The following is an 18,436-nucleotide window of genomic DNA, read 5'->3' on the forward strand; positions in this document are numbered from 1 at the left end:
TTGTTCTATTTGTAAATAGATAGAAAAAATCCTCTTGTAAAAGGATTTTTTCTATCAGGGTCTAATCCTAAAACTAACTTGCTTTTTCTTTAATGCGGTACCTGCGCACTGAAATCATCCCGGCTGGAGCGGTCGGCATGGTAAAAGACCACATCTCCGTCCCGCAACGTAAAGCTGTTTCCGTAGCTATCCTCTACCTCACGCTGGAATCCTTCTAGCAACCATTGATTCATCAGCGGGGCATGGATATACTGCAGATGCGGTGCTGCCAGATTTCCCTCTCGAATGGACTCAAAGTTTAAGTTCACCACGACATACCCATCCTTCAGGAAGATCGGCGATTTAGCATCCAATCCGCCATGCGTACGTCCATACTCAGCCAAGTTTGTTCCCGCTTGTACCACATAGGGCTCAGCAGGTAGACTGTATTCCCCGTACCATTGTTGAATGGCTGCATTCGCACGCAGGACATCTGCACTGGCGGTGGTGGGAATATTCGTTTTCGGACCGATAAATGTCCGCAACTGTTCTGGTATCAAGAGTAGGCTGTATCCGCCTACCGGAGTTTTCATTTTCGTGAACTTGTCTCGATAGTACTCTTGATACGCTCGTTCACTCATCATCCCCGGATGGATTTCACCATATCGGTTGTATTTGTACGTCGCTGTATCTCGTAGTTGTTCGGACGGAACTTGACGTAGCCGATCATTCAGAATCACAAATCGTTTCACTTGATCTTCTGTCGAACCGATGCGAATAAAGTTCCGTTGGTTGGTGGAGTAATACAGATCCACGGGCACACGCGTACTTCCATCCTTACTCACAAAATCAAAGGTTGGCGTGAGACGAATGCCATCTCGCGGGCCGAACATGTTGCCTTTTGTTTTAAAGTCAAACTTGAAGTGATATCCCGTCTTCACCGCCACATTCTGGTACCCTTGCAGCGGGTGACTGCCCGGACGAATTGGGACGGTAAACTGAGGTTTGTTCCCCCGCTTATCTCCGTCAATATCCTGCGTGCCGGTCCAGTAACTGATCCAGGTCGGCGCAAGGCTATTTTTGAAACGGCGGAAGACCAGCTCCCAATTATAATCGGCGATATCGGTAATCTCAAAGTCGTATAGTCGCCCAATGACCTCCACAGATACTTCGTCCGAAGCGGCGTGATAGTACAGGTCTGTGTTGGCATCGGGCTGGGCGTCGATCTCCGGCTCGGTACTGAAATGCGACGGGGCATTTTCAGCAATATTCCGGAATTCCACCTGGTAGTCTCCTTCATCTACCCACACGGGCAGATAGAAGGTCGTATCCAGTACCGGTACTTGGATATCGATCCACGTATTTCGTGGATAAAATTGCGCTCGGTCAGCACTGTACACGTCAAATGGAAACCGGACTTGTTTGATCCGATAATATTTAGCGTAATCCCGATCGCCATATCCCGGGTAGGAACCCGCATCCAGATGTTGTCCGCTGGTCGGGATGCGAACCGTGAATGGTCGCTCCAAAATGAGCGCAGACCGGTTCATGTTCGGCACCGTTTTCTGGTTATGTGGCTGATCATCCGAAACGAGCGAGTAGTTCACGACTGGGGTATGGACGGTGACGGTGTTGATCGGATCGACTGGAAAGGTTTTTCCTCCACTACCTCCCAAGGTGGTTGGATGGAGGGCATATTGGATTTCCCCTGTGGACTCCGTATCCGCTTTATTCAAAAGTGTCCGGGGAATCAACAACCGATCTTCATACAGCACCTGCTCCCCGGTATTTTTATACGAGCCAATCTTCGTTGGTGCCGGGATTTGCGTCGGATCCGGTCCATTTTCAACGACGGTGCTGCCATCCATGACGTTTGTCGTTGAACCCTCCCAGGTAAAGTCCAGCGCATCATTTTTCACATCAGGCGGGCCCGTTTGGCCCTCCGCTATACCTTTCAGTAATCCTTCATCGTTCGGGATCGGTAGTGGGGCATAACCAGAGCTCGCCAGTACATCCGGAACGTAGCTGATTTCTCCCGTTTCCTGCGGCATGACATGAATCTCCACGTCTTCCTCATGCTCCATCTCCAGGTCGGGTGGTGTGTATCCCTGGGGCCAGAGTGTAATCCGGCTTCCGTCAGGAAGAGCATAATTCTCCATCTTCGCCTGTTCGATCGAATACAGTTCGACGTTATTAATTTTCCAGTAGCTATAGTTTCGGTCAAAGCTGAACGTGTACGTCACGTCGACCGTATCCGAATCCTCGGTATCGGGTTGCGGGATAGACGTACCATTCGGTCCTGGCAGGTTAGGCTGCTTCACTTTCCAGGTCCGGGCATAAGTAAGGTCCGCGGTACAATCATAGGTAATCGTGCCTTGCTGTTTGCCAAAGGTATGCTGGAACAGATAATTCATCGCCCACGTATTGGCATACAGATGCTCCGAAGTCGGGATCCCGCGCGTGGCATCAAAATGAATGCCGTTCGTTGGATCATCCGCCAGAATATGCCCTTGGGCACCAGGTTCCATAAACGCAGTTTCGGGTGCAGCTACCTCATTCGGTGGATTAATGGTATATGTACAGCCTGCGACTCCCCCTGGTGGGGCTGTCCCATCACCCACCGTGACTTTTAAGTAAGCTATAAGATCGTATTTATATGAATCGTCGCTTTTCCAACGAACAGAAATTGTAGCGGTTCCCGGGCTTACGCCTTTAATCTTTCCACTTGGGTTCACTTCAACGATACCTTCCTGATCTGATTTCCATTCCACACCCGAACGAGTGGAGATATCTACCCAGTTGCCAAATTGCTTAGCTCCATGACTCATCGTAGCCACTTCACCTTTGAGATTGGCTTCTTCATCTTTTTTTAGTCGCTGAGTACCTGTAAGTCGAATTTTTTTCTGCTCCGTCCACTTACTTCGCCATGTTATATTTAAAGGCGTTAAATATAAGGTACTGTACTTGATTTTTCCACTGGGATTTTTCCCATACTCTTTTGTGTATTCCTGTACATATAAATCCGAATCTTTTTTTCCTGTATCCGAAGTTAAGGTTACCACTGTTTTTGTAGGATCCAGTTCTAGTTTGGTAATAAGAGAATTTTTGCCTTGAGATCTCGTTGTCTCGACTTTTGCAATATGTGGACTTGGAATGAAGACATCTGAGGGCACTTGCTCTCCAGTTTGATCAATGTACTTATCTGGTACATATACCGGATTATCTGCCATCTGAATTTGATCTCGAACTGATGTTTTCACAGGTGCATACTTGTCTCCGTCCTCAACATAGTTCGCTGGAATATTTCCAAAAGACGTTTCTGCAATCCACTTGAGACTATCAATCTGGTACCAATACACCCCTGGATTAGCTTGTTTGACTCCTTCAAAGACTCTCACTACTTTTTGATAACCCGTTGGTCCTTCGGGAAGAGCCTTTATCGGGGAAGGAAACTCTTTTAATTCTTTTTGATCCTCGGGATCAGGACTCACAACAATTCTTTTTAAGTTCTGGGCTTCGTCATCATTCGCTGCATTTGTTATATTTTCCATTGTAAAGAGTAATAGGCTAATGAAGAAAAAGAAAAGTACACATTGTTTTAATCCTTTAATTACATGGTTCATGGAATTCTAAAGAACGTGCTGGTATCTTTATCAACTACAAATGCCACCATAGATTGGCTGACAGACGTACCTGCCGACCTATCCAATAAAAAATTCATCCAAAATGTGCGAGGCACTCCTTGTTTAAAAAATCCCGAATCAACGTACTCCTCTACCGGCAAGTTGCTTATTCCATATTTTCCAGTAGTTCCACTATTGAAATTGCTAACGGTTGTAAAAATATCTCCCACCGCTTGGACAAAGGCCAAATTCCTTAAATTATTTCCATTCGGAGTCACCGTTACTTCCATAAACACCTCATAATACGGCTCCCGTATAGGATTTGAATATTTTTCATCAATAAACAATTTCCCATATAAATTTCGAATCGCTGTCTTGGATTGAGCATCAGCTACAATCATACGATGGGCAGTTATAGTCCCTAGATTATTGCGTAGCTTCACTTTTTTTCCAATCACACGATCAAAGCTTTCTGGGGTCCCATCCTCTCTCGTAAAATATTCGTATAGTGAAGCTGTGGTCAGATTGCTTCCCGTCAGACCTACCTCACGCATTTCATTCAAATCTCTGTAAGAATCGGCCTTACTTTCTTGCACTTGATCGTAACGGGATAAGATCACAGCCGCCTCTGCTCGTGTCGTTGTTTTTCCTGGACCAAACGTTCCATCGGGGTACCCACTCATCAACCCAGTTCCTAATACGATCGAGACGTAAGGATATAATGCTTTCTTCAAGCCACCCTTGTAGAACTCAGCTACAGGCACCAACGTATTTTCTGTATCCTTTAACGCTTGCTTATAATCATCGTTTTGTGCTGCAAGCCCTGAACTGATCCACTTTGCCATTTCCTCTCGTGTCAAAGCCGTGCCTGGCTTAAACCCATTCGAATAATCCTTTACGTTAATAAATCCAAGAGATACTGCCCGATCCACTTCTTTTTGACTCCAGTGACCCGTCAAATCCTTAAACACATTAGCTTGCTCCGTTTCCGGCGTTCCTTTAGCCACTCGGGCTAGCAATGCTGCAAACTCCGCACGTGTTACTGTCGCCCCAGGCTTAAATGTACCATCACTATATCCTTTGAAATAACCTTTTGCTACCGCTGCATCGATCGATGCTTTCGCCCAATGGCTCGTAGACACATCTTTAAATGAGGTCACGGCTGCTTGACTGGTGTTTGCGGTGAAAGGGAACATTCCAATTACCAATGCACCGCTTAATATGAGTTGTGTTACTTTTTTCAAATCTTTCACGCTCCAATTTTTATTTTTTCTCTCTTGATCTCTTCATACTTATGTACATTTTTTAAGTCTGCTGTTTGATTCCGTTTATATTCGTTTTTCTTTAAGACCTTCGGTAGTTTCAAAATGTTATCCTATGCCTAGGTCATCCATAACCTAAGATCCAATCAAAAATGCCATTTATATGAATATTTTACCACTATAGACTCAAAAAATATAGGTCTATTGAATCAAATAAATCATTACTAACCCTAAGTAGGTTCTAATAAACGCTAAAATCAAAACAGAATTTTCATCATCTTACTTCGGTCATACGATAGATGGGTCTCATCTCCACTAGCACCGATTTAGCTCGTACTCCCGTACTCCCTATCCCATATCTAGCGATAGGTCACTTCATCTGCCCCTTCTTCTTGGCCTACTCGTAGTCAGGTTTCCGATAGACTGTACTTCTACTTGAACTTCTGTAAACGAATTCCCAGTAAGCTCGTATCCGTCAGGTTAAATAATTGGCTCACCTCGTCATACCCAGCTGTTCCTGACTGATTCAGATGTTGGAATGTGGTATTTTTTGAAAATTAGATGACAAAAAAACAGATTAATCATAGTAGAATTTAACTATGATCAACCTGCACGATGTAACGAGATAACTTAATTAAGAGCGAACAATGATAATTTGAATATTTATTTTTGTAATCGTAGAGTTACAATTAATTGCTCAATGCCCTCTGAAATTACTTCAAATGATTTTCGTTCGAAATCCTCAAGTTTGACTAACCCATTCTGATTATCAACCACAACAATAAGCACGTTACCCTCTATCCCTATAGGAATGTGCTCGAGTTTGTTATCGTGGTTGTGCTTGTATCCCACAAGTAAGTTGAAGTAAGATTCTATATCTGTTGTTTGCTGTAAGGACTCTAGTTTTATATAATGGTCAGTAATAAAACCATCTAAATCTGCAAACCAAAACGAATTGAAATACTCAATGACAGATACATGCATTCTAATGCCTAATTTTTCTTCTAGTGAGCTAAAATCATAAATTTCTTTTTTTTCGACAGGTCTCCAAGAGATATAATCATCCTCGTCAACTTTTCCATAATAAATAAGAGATTCTACGTCTTCATCAAATGGTGTTTTAAATAAAAAATCTAATCCTCCTTCAGCGAGGGACTTCCTTAATAAAAAATATTGATTCATCGCTTCTTTTATGGACACATATATCACCCTTTACTTATTTAAGAATCTTTCTAGCATTTCAGCATATTTGCTATCACCACCTCAAGCTAAAGCGTCTACCTCTCTCTCACTATCGCCACAGGGTAATCTAAAGTTGCGAGTAAATTGAATATAACGTATGAAGCAAACATAACAAAAAACAGGCCAATCATGGTGATCTCTTATCATAATCAACCTGTTCGTTATTTAGGTTTATAACATTAAAGCTTCTTTATGTGCGTACATCCGAAAGGGATGATGTATTTGTGTTATTCGGTGGATGATAAGTTCATTCGGCACTGGGTAGCCCCACCAATGAAAAAAACCTTGAAAGGCACGAAGTCAATCCAGGTTTTCATTAACATTAAGATTCAAATGTAGTTCTATCGGGGAAATGTCCATTTTTCCTAATGAAACAAACTGATAACCTTTGTGCTGCTCTGTCGAAATAAAATTTTGTTAAAAAGTTCAGGTCAGAAATCGGGCCTAATTCGGCAAACTTCCTCGTTATTTTATTTAATTCTCCCCATAACAATCTCATTCGGACCAAATTTATAAACAACCTTTTCCTCATCTTCCATTTCCTTAAGTAACAAAACGAATAAAGCCAATATATGTCGCCTCCTTATTATGTATTCCACGGACAACCTGATTCTAAAGTTTTATCTTGTGTCTCTTTTATTCGTATTGAGTATTCACCTAATATATAATCCATTTATCACCATTTAAACTGTTCGAAGACACGCATTAAATAAATTTAAGTTTACTTCATAATAATATTAAGAGGTAGAGTCAGTTTGCATCTAAACGAAGTTTTGTGAATGTTTTGCTCATTCCAATTACTCGCTGTGTCAATACTTAATCATATAAAGTACACGTAGGGGCACGTTTTCTTGAGAGTGTCCCCTACGTTTATGGATGTCCCTATACCAAGTTGATAATCCTAATTCGGAGATGGATCCCATACATTGTCTTGATAAGGCCATTCCCATAAATCTATATATAAACCTGTTTCCTTTATTTGATTTATTGCATCCTCACAGATTATTGAACTTCCTATATCCATATAATAATCATAGGTGAAATTCAGGAAGAACTCATTTCCGCATCTCAGTTGACAAGTAATATCTTCTCTCATACCCAATCTAACAATATGCTCAATTTGTTTACCTGAAAGAATAGCTCCATCTACTAGAGAATAATATAAACTTATTATTTCTGCAGAATAACATTCCGGATATTTCAGTGTATGTCCCAGGAAGAGCTCTTCTTTTAGTTTATTTATTAAATAAATCTCCAATTCATGAACCTGGATACTGCTAGTATAGATTTTCACCGCTTCAACATACTTATCTTCAGTAAATAAGTAATCCTCTGCTGTAAATTCTTTCCCCTCATAATACTGACCTATATCAATTATTGAGGTCCATGTAGGTATTTTTGATTTTTTCTCTTCCCCCTTTTTTATGGGAGGATATTTTCTAACTTGCCAATAATCCATTTTCAATCTCCAATACGATTTAAATTTTTGTCATAAGTCCCTGATCTAGTCTCTCTACTCATCAAGTCCTCTATCGTTTTAGCAACTTTCCATACACCACCATTATCAGTACTTCCTGTACTCTGCCTTGGAATATCTCTTGTTATATATACGCCCTTTTCTTTTGAATAGAAGACTGCTGCTTTTGCTCTGCCCCCAGTAGTTTTTTCAAAACCTAGAATATTGGCTGCAACTTCTGCTTCCTTATCAGTACGATAAGGTCCATTCGGTGGAGTTGTTTTTGCAGAAGGTGTCCAATCTCCTGTTTTATTATTGTAATCATTTGTTCTTTGAGCTTTACGCTCGTAGTATCCACCGTAGGGATCGGCAGTCTCACACTTCATCAACCCTAGCGGGTTGATATAACTCACCGGATTACCATTCACATACGCATAGCGGTTAAATGTCTGCCCATCCTGAATTTCTCCGCGAATTACGTCTCAATTCAGGAACCGCTTCAGCTTCGGATCATAGTACCGTGCTCGCATGTAATACAGTCCATTGGCATCGGTCATGACCCCATCTCGACCGTTATACGCAAACGGCTGCTGGGTTAATCCTTCATGTTGCTCCAGTTCCCCATATAGTCCGTACGTATAGCGATCCGTCACCTGGTTACGTTCATCCGTCAGCAACGTCGTACTGCCTCGCAGATCATAGTGGTAACTGAGATACGTTCCGTCGGCATCTTCACGTCCGATGAGTCCCAGACCATAGATGTAACGGGATTTCACATTCCCTTCCCCGTCCAGCTCCATCAGCACCCGGCTCAGTTCATGCGAATTGTAACAATCCTTCAGCTTACCCGCTTTCCCCAGACGACTGGGGGTATCGCATTCTCATTCAGTAGTGGTTCTGCCATCAGCCTCATACAACTTCCAGTGTGTTTATTCATGTGAATTATAAAAATGAAAAACCTTGAAAGGCCAAGCCAATCAAGGTTTTTAACACTAAGTAAACTGAACCCCTTTAATATTATTTCTTTCAAAGACTTCTTTAAGGTCATCAGATATAAGAACATGGGACTTATAATCTAGATTTCTAACTAGATGATGATTGTTAGGTAAACCGTCAAATTTATAAACTATCTTCTTAAAGTTTAATATGGAATCCGTTCCTTTAATTGTAGTAAATTCTGATTCAGTTTTATCTATTACCTCGATAGTACTTACTATATTCAAAAGATAGTAATCGGGGATTTTCTTTTCCCCTATGTAAACATTCGCCTCAAATATCTGTATATCTTCAGGACAAATTTCTTGTAAAATTTCCACTACCTTTTTTGAAACTATCAATAGAAGTCCACTATTCGGTAATACATCAGTTAGGGATTCTTCTAAACATTCAAATACAATTTTTGGGGAAACAATTTGACCAGTTAATTCTCTACCTTCTCTAAAAACAAATCTATCAGTACCACTACCCTTTACATATTCACCTATTCTTTTATTTGGGAAATTTTCAGGAACAGACCATATCCATAACAAGCATATCACCTCTTATTAATTAGCCCAAGGGCGCTTATATTTATTTAAAGCTCTGCTTCCATCTCTTAACAAGTGTCTCTCCCCACTGATTATACCAAGAAGATCATCATTATATTGTTGTTGAGTCCACCCACTTGCTCTACCATTACTCGAGAACTTCAACCATTTGATTTGCTAAATTTTAACTAACGCTATTAGGGTGTTGGGTCATCCGCCAGAATATGCCCTTGGGCACCAGGGTCCATAAACGCAGTTTCGGGTGCGTTACCCTCATTCGGTGGATTGATGGTATATGTACAGCCTGCTACTCCCCCTGGTGGGGTTGTCCCATCACCCACCGTGACTTCTAAGTAAGCTATAAGATCGTATTGATATGGATCGCCGCTTTTCCAACGTACAGAGATCGTAGCGGTTCCCGGGCTTATACCTTAGCTGACAACTCCTAATGTTGGCCAAGGTGCTTCAGGAGGACCAACGCTGTTAACAATCTCATCTCCTCGAGATGATCTAGCACCCCACTTTCCTCATCCCTTTGGACCCAATATACACCCGGATTAGCTGTCCGTCCCCCATCAACTTTTCTTACAACTTTTTGATAACCCGTTGGACCAACTGGAGATGCAAAAGAAGCAGTAAGTGGTTCCCTATCCTCTGGATTAGAACTCACAGCAATAACTTTAGTAGAATTACCCGGAGCAGAAAAAACCAACATCATCTGATAGTTACTACATACAATAAATACAGATAATATTACTATACATTTTCGCAGACCTCTAAATTTCATATGTACATCCTCTAATCAATTTGGTATATAAAATGACGTAAGGGAGTTACCGACCCTTATAGATGAACCGTTTAAAGTAACATCCTCCGAACGATATCGATTGATAGATTGGGCCATCCAATATCGCTTAGAAACCCCTTTTTTGAAAAAGCCAGATTTCACATAATCTACCCTTGGTAAGTTTATTATTCCATATTTTTTTATAGCTCCACTTGTAAAATTACTTGCTGCACCACTAGTTAAGCGATATCCAGTCGAGTTAGCTAAGGCAAGATTGCTAAGATTATTTCCATTAGGAGTAACTGTTACTTCCATAAAAACCATGTAGCGATCTTCATCAATGAATCTGTCAAAATCTTTATCGATAAACATTTTTCCATACATATTCTTCACAGTCGAAGCAGTGGGGGCGTCGGCTATGATCATTCGATGGACTATCATTTCTCCAAGATTGTTACGAAGTGAAAAAGGTTTCTCCGTTATCAAGTCAAAACTATTCAAATAGTTTGCGTTCTCATATTTACTGTAAACAAATGGCGTCGCAGAAGTCAGATTCGTTCCTGTTAGACCTACCTCGCGCATTTCATTCAGATCTCTATACGACGTTGCCTTGCTCTTCTGTACCTGTTCGTAACGGGATAAAATAACTGCTGCCTCTGCTCGTGTGGTTGTTTTCCCCGGACCAAACGTACCGTCTGGGTAACCGCCCATCAATCCAGTTCCCAATACCACCGACACATAGGGATAGGCTGCTTTCTTCAACCCGCCCTTGTAATATTCTGCCACAGGCACCAACGTATTTTCTGTATCCTTCAACGCTTGCTTGTAATCCTCATCCTGAGCTGCAAGTCCTGAGCTGAGCCAATTCGCCATTTCCTCTCGTGTCAAAGCCGTGCCTGGCTTAAACCCATTCGGATAATCCGAAGAATTCAGAAAACCGAGGGATAACGCACGATTCACTTCTACCTCACTCCAATGCCCCGTCAAATCCTTAAACACATTAGCTTGCTCCGTTTCCGTCGCCCCTTTAGCCACTCGGGCTAGCAATGCTGCAAATTCTGCGCGCGTCACTGTTGCTCCGGGCTTAAACGTGCCATCACTATATCCTTTGAAGTAGCCTTTTTCTACAGCTGCATCGATGGATGCTTTTGCCCAATGGGTCGTAGGTACATCTTTAAATGAGACAACGGCTGCTTGACTGGTGTTTCCGGTGAAAGGGAATATTCCAATTACCAATGCACCGCTTAATATGAGTTGTGTTACTTTTTTCAAATCTTTCACGCTCCATTTTGTTTTTTTGTGGAACCTTAATGCCTATGTACATTTTTTCTTGAATCTACATTTTGCTATCATCAAATATATAGGACTTATTCAAATATAATAGTTCAAAAAGCTAATCTCAACAGCGCACATCGATATTCATTCGGTTCGCGCTGTTTAAGATTAGCTTGAAATTATTTAGGGAGAATCGTTAAAGTCAATTGAAATGATGTCATTAATTTAATGACATCATAAAAGAAATCGGGTTCCATTCGTATACTATTATCACTCTGAATTTCAAAAGAAAAATTTTTCCATACAATCGAAAACGGAGAAACTATTCCAAAATTCCCAGAAAGGCAGTCCACCAAACTTGATAGGTTAAATCCATAGTATCCTCCAGGACCATGCATAGCTTCACCTAGTGCACAAAAAAAAGAGGTTGAATCTTCTACATACGTTCCATCCAGCTCATACACTCTCTCTTGATTAAGTGTTTCAATATCTCCCTTATACTCCTGATGTAATCGGGCCACTTCTAACCAACCAGCTCTCTCAGATGATGCAAGGTGGGCCCACTTGTTTTTTTTTATTGGTGGACATGTTCTCCACTTCTCCCATAATTCGAGTGCAGTTACGGATGGATGTTCTGAAAGTGTTCCAACTAATTCAATATTCTTATCTCCTGAAAGGAAGATTGATTTATGAGAAAACATAGGTTCATCAATAGTAAAGTAATATGACCCTATCGCATCTCCGTTCATATTCAGAATAATAAAATGCAAATTATTTACATAGACCTTTGTTTGTAAGCAGTATTGTTTAAATTCATCTGTTACTGTGAAATCTATTAATTTTGTCTTGCAGGTAAAGTTTTCTACATCATTCGCAATATTATCTCCGGGAAGATTAATAAGGTCTTTAAATTCACCAATAATCATATCACTCTCATCATCTTTTATTTGGAATTTGGCTACCACATTATCACCTCATATTCATCTACTTTTTCCCACCATCTGGATACCAAGGACTTGGAAACAACCTTGGCTTGGTGTAATCATGTTTCAAAACATAACCGCTCTTCCCATCTGGTCGTAGAAGAATTCTATTATTTGTACCAGGCACATCAAATTCTAATGACCCTATCCACGCGCGACCTTGTCCTTCTCTACCTTCAAATACTGTCTGCTTACCCGTACGCGGGTCAACTCTCGGTACACCTTTGTTAAGAATTATCTCCTCATATTGATCTCTTATAACTTTAGGGACAGGATTAGGATCAAGGATGAAGCGCATACTCAATTTCCCCCGTCGACTCTGTATTCGCCCTGTTCAAGCGGTCCTGGGGGATTAACAGCTGATCTGCGTACAGCACCTGCTCTCCGGTGTTTTTATACGAACCGATCTTGGTCGGTGCTGGGATTTGCGTCGGGTCCGGTCCATTTTCAACGACAGTGCTGCCATCCATGACGTTTGTCGTTGAACCCTCCCAGGTAAAGTCCAGCGCATCGTTCTTCACATCAGGCGGGCCCGTTTGACCCTCCGCTATACCTTTCAGTAATCCTTCATCGTTCGGGATCGGTAGCGGGGCATAACCAGAGCTCGCCAGTACATCCGGAACGTAGCTGATTTCTCCCGTTTCCTGTGGCATGACATGAATCTCCACGTCTTCGTCATGCTCCATCTCCAGATCGGGCGGTGTATACCCCTGAGGCCAGAGTGTAATCCGGCTTCCGTCAGGAAGAGCATAATTCTCCATTTCGGCTTGCTCAATGGAATACAGTTCAACGTTATTGATGTTCCAATAGCTATAGTTTCGGTCAAAGCTGAACCTGTACGTCACATCAACCGTATCCGAATCCTCGGTATCCGGTTGCGGGATAGACGTGCCATTCGGTCCCGGCAGGTCAGGCTGCTTCACTTTCCAGGTCCGGGCATACGTAAGGTCCGCGGTACAATCATAGGTAATCGTGCCTTGCTGTTTGCCAAAGGTATGCTGGAACAGATAATTCATCGCCCACGTATTGGCATACAGGTGCTCCGACGTCGGAATCCCGCGCGTGGCATCAAAATGAATGCCGTTCGTTGGATCATCCGCCAGAATATGCCCCTGTGCCCCTGGATCCATAAATGCAGTTTGTGGTGAGGCTACTTCATTGGGTGGATTGATGGTATATGTACAGCCTGCGACTCCCCCTGGTGGGGCTGTCCCATCACCCACCGTGACTTTTAAGTAAGCTATAAGATCGTATTTATATGAATCGTCGCTTTTCCAACGTACAGAAATTGTAGCGGTTCCCGGGCTTACGCCTTTAATCTTTCCACTTGGGTTCACTTCAACGATACCTTCCTGATCTGATTTCCATTCCACACCCGAACGAGTGGAGATATCTACCCAGTTGCCAAATTGCTTAGCTCCATGACTCATCGTAGCCACTTCACCTTTGAGATTGGCTTCTTCATCTTTTTTTAGTCGCTGAGTACCTGTAAGTCGAATTTTTTTCTGCTCCGTCCACTTACTTCGCCATGTTATATTTAAAGGCGTTAAATATAAGGTACTGTACTTATTTTCATTTTTGGGATTTTTCCCATAAAACTTTGTATAATCCTGAACGTAAAGCTCCGAATTTTTCTTTCCTGTGTCAGAGGTTAATGTTACTGTTGTTTTAGCTGGGTTTAATTCTAGCTTAGTGATTAGCGAATTTGTTCCTTGTGCCTCTGTAGTTTCAGCTTTAATGATATATGGTTTAGGCACCTTATCGGGGCTTACAGTTACTCCAGTTTGGTCTCGATATTCGTCTGGAAAATAAGCACTGTTATCAGCCATAAGAATTCTATCCTTTACAGACTTCACTTTTGGGGCAGATTCCCCTTGGTAAATAACATTATCTGCTTTTACATTGCCACCACTTAAAGTAGTTTCTGCAATCCAATCTAAACTGTCTATTTGGTACCAATACACCCCTGGATTAGCCTCTTTTATTCCTTCAAACACTCTGAGTACTTTTTGGTATCCTGTCGGACCACTAGGAGAGGCTAAAGGATCTTCAAATTCATTTATTTTTTTGGAATCTTCGGGATCTGGACTGACAACTACTACTTTACTACTTGCTGCACTAGCATGATAAACGCCTGTAACAATGAGAACCATCACAAGTCCAATAGCAAGGATTGAAGGTGCAATTAATTTCTTTCTTCTCGTAACATTCATCTTAGTGGAAGACTAAATGACGCTTTTGTATTATTATCAATGAAAAAAGTTTTCCAACTGTCTGATGAGGATCCGTCAGAAATTCTGCCCAATCCAAATCTCATCCAAAACGTTCGATCCACTTTTTCTTTAAAAAATCCAGAGCTTACATAGTCGTCAACGGGAAGATTATTTATCCCGTATTTATCCACTGTTCCACTATTGAAGTTGTTTACCGTTGTAAATACGTTAGCAACCTCCTGGTAAAATGTTAAATTCCTTAAATTATTACTACTAGGGGTTACGGTCACTTCAATGAAAACCTCATAATATCCTTCTTTAATGGGGTATCTATAATCTTTATCAATAAACATCCTACCATAAATATTGTTAATATTTGTCTTTGATTGTGCATCGGCAACAATCATCCGATGTGGGGTCATTGTACCTAAATTGTTACGAAGTTTTACTGTCTTGCCCACTATACGATCAAAACTCGAACTAATACCCTCTTCGGATTTTAGATATATGTATGGTGTTGCAGAAGTCAGATTCGTTCCTGTCAGACCTACCTCCCGCATTTCATTCAGATCTCTATACGAAGTTGCCTTAATCTTCTGTACCTGTTCGTAACGGGATAAAATAACTGCCGCCTCTGCTCGTGTCGTTGTTTTACTTGGACCAAACGTACCGTCTGGGTACCCGCCCATCAATCCAGTTCCCAACACCACCGACACATAGGGATATGCTGCTTTCTTCAACCCGCTCTTGTAATATTCTGCCACAGGCACTAGTGTATTCTCTGTATCCTTCAGCGCTTGCTTGTAATCTTCATCCTGAGCCGCAAGTCCTGAGCTGAGCCACTTCGCCATTTCCTCTCGTGTCAAAGCCGTGCCTGGCTTAAACCCATTCGGATAATCCGATGACTTCAGAAAACCAAAGGATACCGCACGATTAACTTCTGCCTCACTCCAATGCCCCGTCAAATCCTTAAACACATTAGCTCGCTCTGTTTCCGGCGTCCCTTTAGCCACTCGGGCTAGCAATGCTGCAAATTCCGCACGTGTTACTGTCGCCCCAGGCTTAAATGTACCGTCACTATATCCTTTGAAATAACCTTTTGCTACCGCTGCATCGATCGATGCTTTCGCCCAGTGGCTCGTAGGCACATCTTTAAATGAGGTAACGGCTGCTTGACTGGTGTTTCCGGTAAAAGGAAGCATTCCAATTACCAATGCACCGCTTAATATGAGTTGTGTTACTTTTTTCAAATCGTTCACGCTCCATTTTTATTGTTTTCTGTGGAACCTTTATGCCTATGTATCTTTTTTCTTGAATCTACTATTTTGCTATTATCAAATATATAGGACTTACTTAAATAAAATAGTTTACTAAGGAATATATCCCATTCCAGTTCCATGAATATTTTACCATAACACGATGCCTATTCATAGGTATTAAGACTTATTCTCCCTTGTGTAAATCCCCCTGAATCCAGATATAATGCTTCCCATCTGTCTAGCATTTTTGATATATCTCCGTGGGAGTACATTAACTTTTTATGAATACATTCAGCTTCACTTTTCAGGAGTTAACATACCTGCTCGCTCTCCCCGATTTACTTGAATACCCAAAGCTTTTATATGCTTGCCTCTCTCATCATCATAATGTAAGAAACCTTTGAATGGCTTATAAACATCATTCAAAGGTTTCTTAGTTTTGATTCTATTATTTAATTTTGATACTTTTATATTTATTAAAACTTCCCATTGCGACTAGGACTACTCAGACTTTTATTAATTGTTGAGAGACAAAGGCTAACCATGGTTCGTCTCACCAAAGGTTTGCATAGCTTCTAAGGCAGTAAAACAAAAGATTTCATTACTTTTACTCTAATAGCTTAAACTATATTTCGAGGTATTTAGTATATATTGATTTAATGGAACACAATAATTAGGTTCAATTTCTATGGTGACTCCCCCTCCAGCAACAATGGACAAAGAGCTACTACCAAAAGGCCAATCAATAGCCGAAAAAATTTCATAGTTATACCCATCACGGCCACTACTTATATTCCAATTTTTATGAATTTTGCATTTGGATCCATCTTTCTGGTGAATATGTTCATGGGGCTTAGTCTTTGTAAGAAGCTCTACTTCAATATCAATAGCTTCCACACCTTCAAATCGAATAGTTGAAAAACCAGATATATATATATTGTCATTAAACGAAAACTGGTCCTTACTTAGTCCATACTGTTCTATACTAAACATTTTTAAAGGTATTATTATGCCCCAGACATCCAAAGACAAGTTATCGGAATTTTTTAAAGGACCCATGAATTGAATAACTGACTCCGTAAAATCATAAAGCTCAAATTGATCTTCGGAAATATCCAACTTTATCATCTAATATTTCCTCCTTAATATAACTTCAAATTGTCTTTCTAATGATTTGTCTGAGAAAATTTTACCGTCAGTTGTTTTCTGTACTCCAAACATCAAATCACCAGAAGCCTTTCCTCTGCTAACTAATTCAAAACCAAATTGCTCAAAATATTTAGCATCTGCGCTCACCATATTTTTAAGAACGGATTCTTCTCACCTCCTACAACTTTAAGAATGCCTCCGTTCTCTAGTATTCTTGGCACATCGCTCTTCAAAATGTCATAGCCATGTGGATTTTGAGCAATAACTTCTGAGAAAGAACGTGTGCTGAATGGTAAATGATTTGCACTCGCTACAACATCTATCCCGTTGACTTTTCTTATATCAACATTGAGTGCTCCCTGTAAAGGATTATCACCGGAACCTAAGTTCATAGTTTTGCTTTCATTACCATATGGTAATGCCAAGTTCGTTTCAAACTTCGTCAATCCCAGTGGATCAATGTAACTCACTGGATTCCCGTTCACATACGCATACCGGTCAAACGTTTGCCCATCCTGGATCTCCCCACGGATCACATCTCGGTTCAGGAACCGTTTCAACTTCGGATCATAGTACCGTGCCCGCATGTAATACAATCCGTTGACATCCGTCATGACCCCATCTCGACCATTATATGCAAACGGCTGCTGGGTTAATCCTTCATGCTGATCCAGCTCCCCATATAATCCATACGTGTAACGGTCCGTCACCCGGTTCGCTCGTCCGTTAGCAACGTCGTACTGCCTCGCAGGTCATAATGGTAACTCCGATACGTTCCGTCGGCATCTTCGCGTCCGATTAGACCCAGACCATAGATGTAACGGGATTTCACATTCCCTTCCCCGTCCATCTCCATCAGCACCCGGCTCAGTTCATGCGCATCGTCAATGACATAGCGGGTCACTTGCCCTCGCTGGGCGAGTTAATCCCACATCCCAATACACATCGAGATCCGCACTTCAATAGGTTCCATCCGTCTGATGGGCAAATCGGTTGTGACGTCCCGCTGTCCAGTAGACATCAACGAAAGGCGCGCATTCAACTTAAGGTTTTTGTTAGTAGCATAAAGTCCTACTACATGATCTACTTGATTTTAGGCATGCAAAAAGCTCATTCTTCCTCGTTATCCGAGTTGGAATAAGCTTTTGAATTAAAATCGTCCAGTAAAAGTAACGCCATAGGAGTTAATTCGCAGGTTAATATACAATAGAACTATCAAATCTCATGCTTTCTTGTTGACTGTATTGATAACATCAAGTAAATTGTTTTTTAAATCATCAAGCATATCTTCCACATACTGAAAGTACCCGTCTACCCCTCTATGAATTATTGCATTCATTACAGGATGGTAATCTTTACTTGTCGCTTTAATCAAATCCTCGGCAAAGTCTACTGCTTGCTTTTCACTATATTTAAACTCGTTAATTAGTAATGCAATTATCAGAGCATGTGCCTGTGGTTGATTAAAATTTCCCTTCTGAACAATAGCATTTAAAGCACCAAAACAAAATGCAGAAATAACTTGTCTCTCAACCTCTGATGTATCTTCGAACCGAATACCAATTATTTTAAATAGTTTAGATGAAAACAGTCGTAATTCGTTTGCAGCATCACTTACTTCTATCTCATCAAATTTCGAGTTTAAAAAGTCAGTCATTATTTATCCCCTTTCGCGTGTATTC

The 18,436-nt window shown here is 41.2% G+C and carries 15 protein-coding genes and 1 pseudogene; all 16 read right to left on the reverse strand.

All coding sequences use genetic code 11. The features are described from left to right. Nucleotides 1-89: 89 nt before the first annotated feature. Nucleotides 90-3,338: a DUF5704 domain-containing protein gene (locus MHI12_RS25170; RefSeq protein ID WP_405173050.1), complete on the reverse strand. Its 3,249-nt coding sequence runs from the start codon at nucleotides 3,336-3,338 to the stop codon at nucleotides 90-92. A gap of 260 nt (nucleotides 3,339-3,598) precedes the next feature. Continuing rightward, complete coding sequence (locus MHI12_RS25175) at nucleotides 3,599-4,855, reverse strand: S-layer homology domain-containing protein (protein WP_405170644.1); 1,257 nt, start codon at nucleotides 4,853-4,855, stop codon at nucleotides 3,599-3,601. Nucleotides 4,856-5,527: 672 nt separating this feature from the next. Next, on the reverse strand, nucleotides 5,528-6,046 hold the full coding sequence (locus MHI12_RS25180) for a SecY-interacting protein Syd (protein ID WP_405173051.1): 519 nt from the start codon (nucleotides 6,044-6,046) through the stop codon (nucleotides 5,528-5,530). 382 nt (nucleotides 6,047-6,428) lie between these two features. Beyond that, nucleotides 6,429-6,675, reverse strand: a pseudogene (locus MHI12_RS25185) (hypothetical protein). 332 nt (nucleotides 6,676-7,007) lie between these two features. Beyond that, nucleotides 7,008-7,565 (reverse strand): hypothetical protein, encoded by a 558-nt coding sequence (locus tag MHI12_RS25190; protein WP_339257303.1) that lies wholly within the window; start codon nucleotides 7,563-7,565, stop codon nucleotides 7,008-7,010. 2 nt (nucleotides 7,566-7,567) lie between these two features. Beyond that, nucleotides 7,568-7,975, reverse strand: coding sequence for a toxin C-terminal domain-containing protein (locus MHI12_RS25195; RefSeq protein ID WP_405170645.1), 408 nt, complete (start codon nucleotides 7,973-7,975; stop codon nucleotides 7,568-7,570). Nucleotides 7,976-8,044: 69 nt separating this feature from the next. Beyond that, entirely contained in the window at nucleotides 8,045-8,338 is a 294-nt protein-coding gene (locus tag MHI12_RS25200; RefSeq protein WP_405170646.1) for an RHS repeat-associated core domain-containing protein, read from the reverse strand. A 216-nt stretch (nucleotides 8,339-8,554) separates the two neighbouring features. After that, on the reverse strand, nucleotides 8,555-9,091 hold the full coding sequence (locus MHI12_RS25205; RefSeq protein WP_405170647.1) for an imm11 family protein: 537 nt from the start codon (nucleotides 9,089-9,091) through the stop codon (nucleotides 8,555-8,557). 799 nt (nucleotides 9,092-9,890) lie between these two features. Next, complete coding sequence (locus tag MHI12_RS25210; RefSeq protein WP_405170648.1) at nucleotides 9,891-11,156, reverse strand: S-layer homology domain-containing protein; 1,266 nt, start codon at nucleotides 11,154-11,156, stop codon at nucleotides 9,891-9,893. 173 nt (nucleotides 11,157-11,329) lie between these two features. Then, entirely contained in the window at nucleotides 11,330-12,115 is a 786-nt protein-coding gene (locus MHI12_RS25215; RefSeq protein ID WP_405170649.1) for a barstar family protein, read from the reverse strand. A 299-nt stretch (nucleotides 12,116-12,414) separates the two neighbouring features. Further along, nucleotides 12,415-13,962 (reverse strand): DUF5704 domain-containing protein, encoded by a 1,548-nt coding sequence (locus MHI12_RS25220; RefSeq protein ID WP_405170650.1) that lies wholly within the window; start codon nucleotides 13,960-13,962, stop codon nucleotides 12,415-12,417. Between the two features lie 380 nt (nucleotides 13,963-14,342). Further along, a complete protein-coding gene (locus tag MHI12_RS25225; RefSeq protein ID WP_405170651.1) occupies nucleotides 14,343-15,596 on the reverse strand; it encodes an S-layer homology domain-containing protein in 1,254 nt (417 codons plus the stop codon). Nucleotides 15,597-16,217: 621 nt separating this feature from the next. Continuing rightward, on the reverse strand, nucleotides 16,218-16,733 hold the full coding sequence (locus MHI12_RS25230; protein WP_405170652.1) for a hypothetical protein: 516 nt from the start codon (nucleotides 16,731-16,733) through the stop codon (nucleotides 16,218-16,220). Nucleotides 16,734-16,897: 164 nt separating this feature from the next. Next, nucleotides 16,898-17,464, reverse strand: coding sequence for an RHS repeat-associated core domain-containing protein (locus tag MHI12_RS25235; RefSeq protein WP_405170653.1), 567 nt, complete (start codon nucleotides 17,462-17,464; stop codon nucleotides 16,898-16,900). Further along, complete coding sequence (locus MHI12_RS25240; RefSeq protein WP_405170654.1) at nucleotides 17,461-17,658, reverse strand: hypothetical protein; 198 nt, start codon at nucleotides 17,656-17,658, stop codon at nucleotides 17,461-17,463. The genes MHI12_RS25235 and MHI12_RS25240 overlap by 4 nt, the downstream gene beginning before the upstream one ends. Before the next feature lie 318 nt (nucleotides 17,659-17,976). Next, nucleotides 17,977-18,411, reverse strand: a complete 435-nt coding sequence (gene imm48, locus MHI12_RS25245; protein ID WP_145153961.1) for an Imm48 family immunity protein — start codon at nucleotides 18,409-18,411, stop codon at nucleotides 17,977-17,979. Nucleotides 18,412-18,436: the final 25 nt, after the last annotated feature.

The organism is Paenibacillus sp. FSL H8-0280, assembly GCF_045040665.1.
Classification (GTDB): domain Bacteria; phylum Bacillota; class Bacilli; order Paenibacillales; family Paenibacillaceae; genus Paenibacillus; species Paenibacillus xylanexedens_A.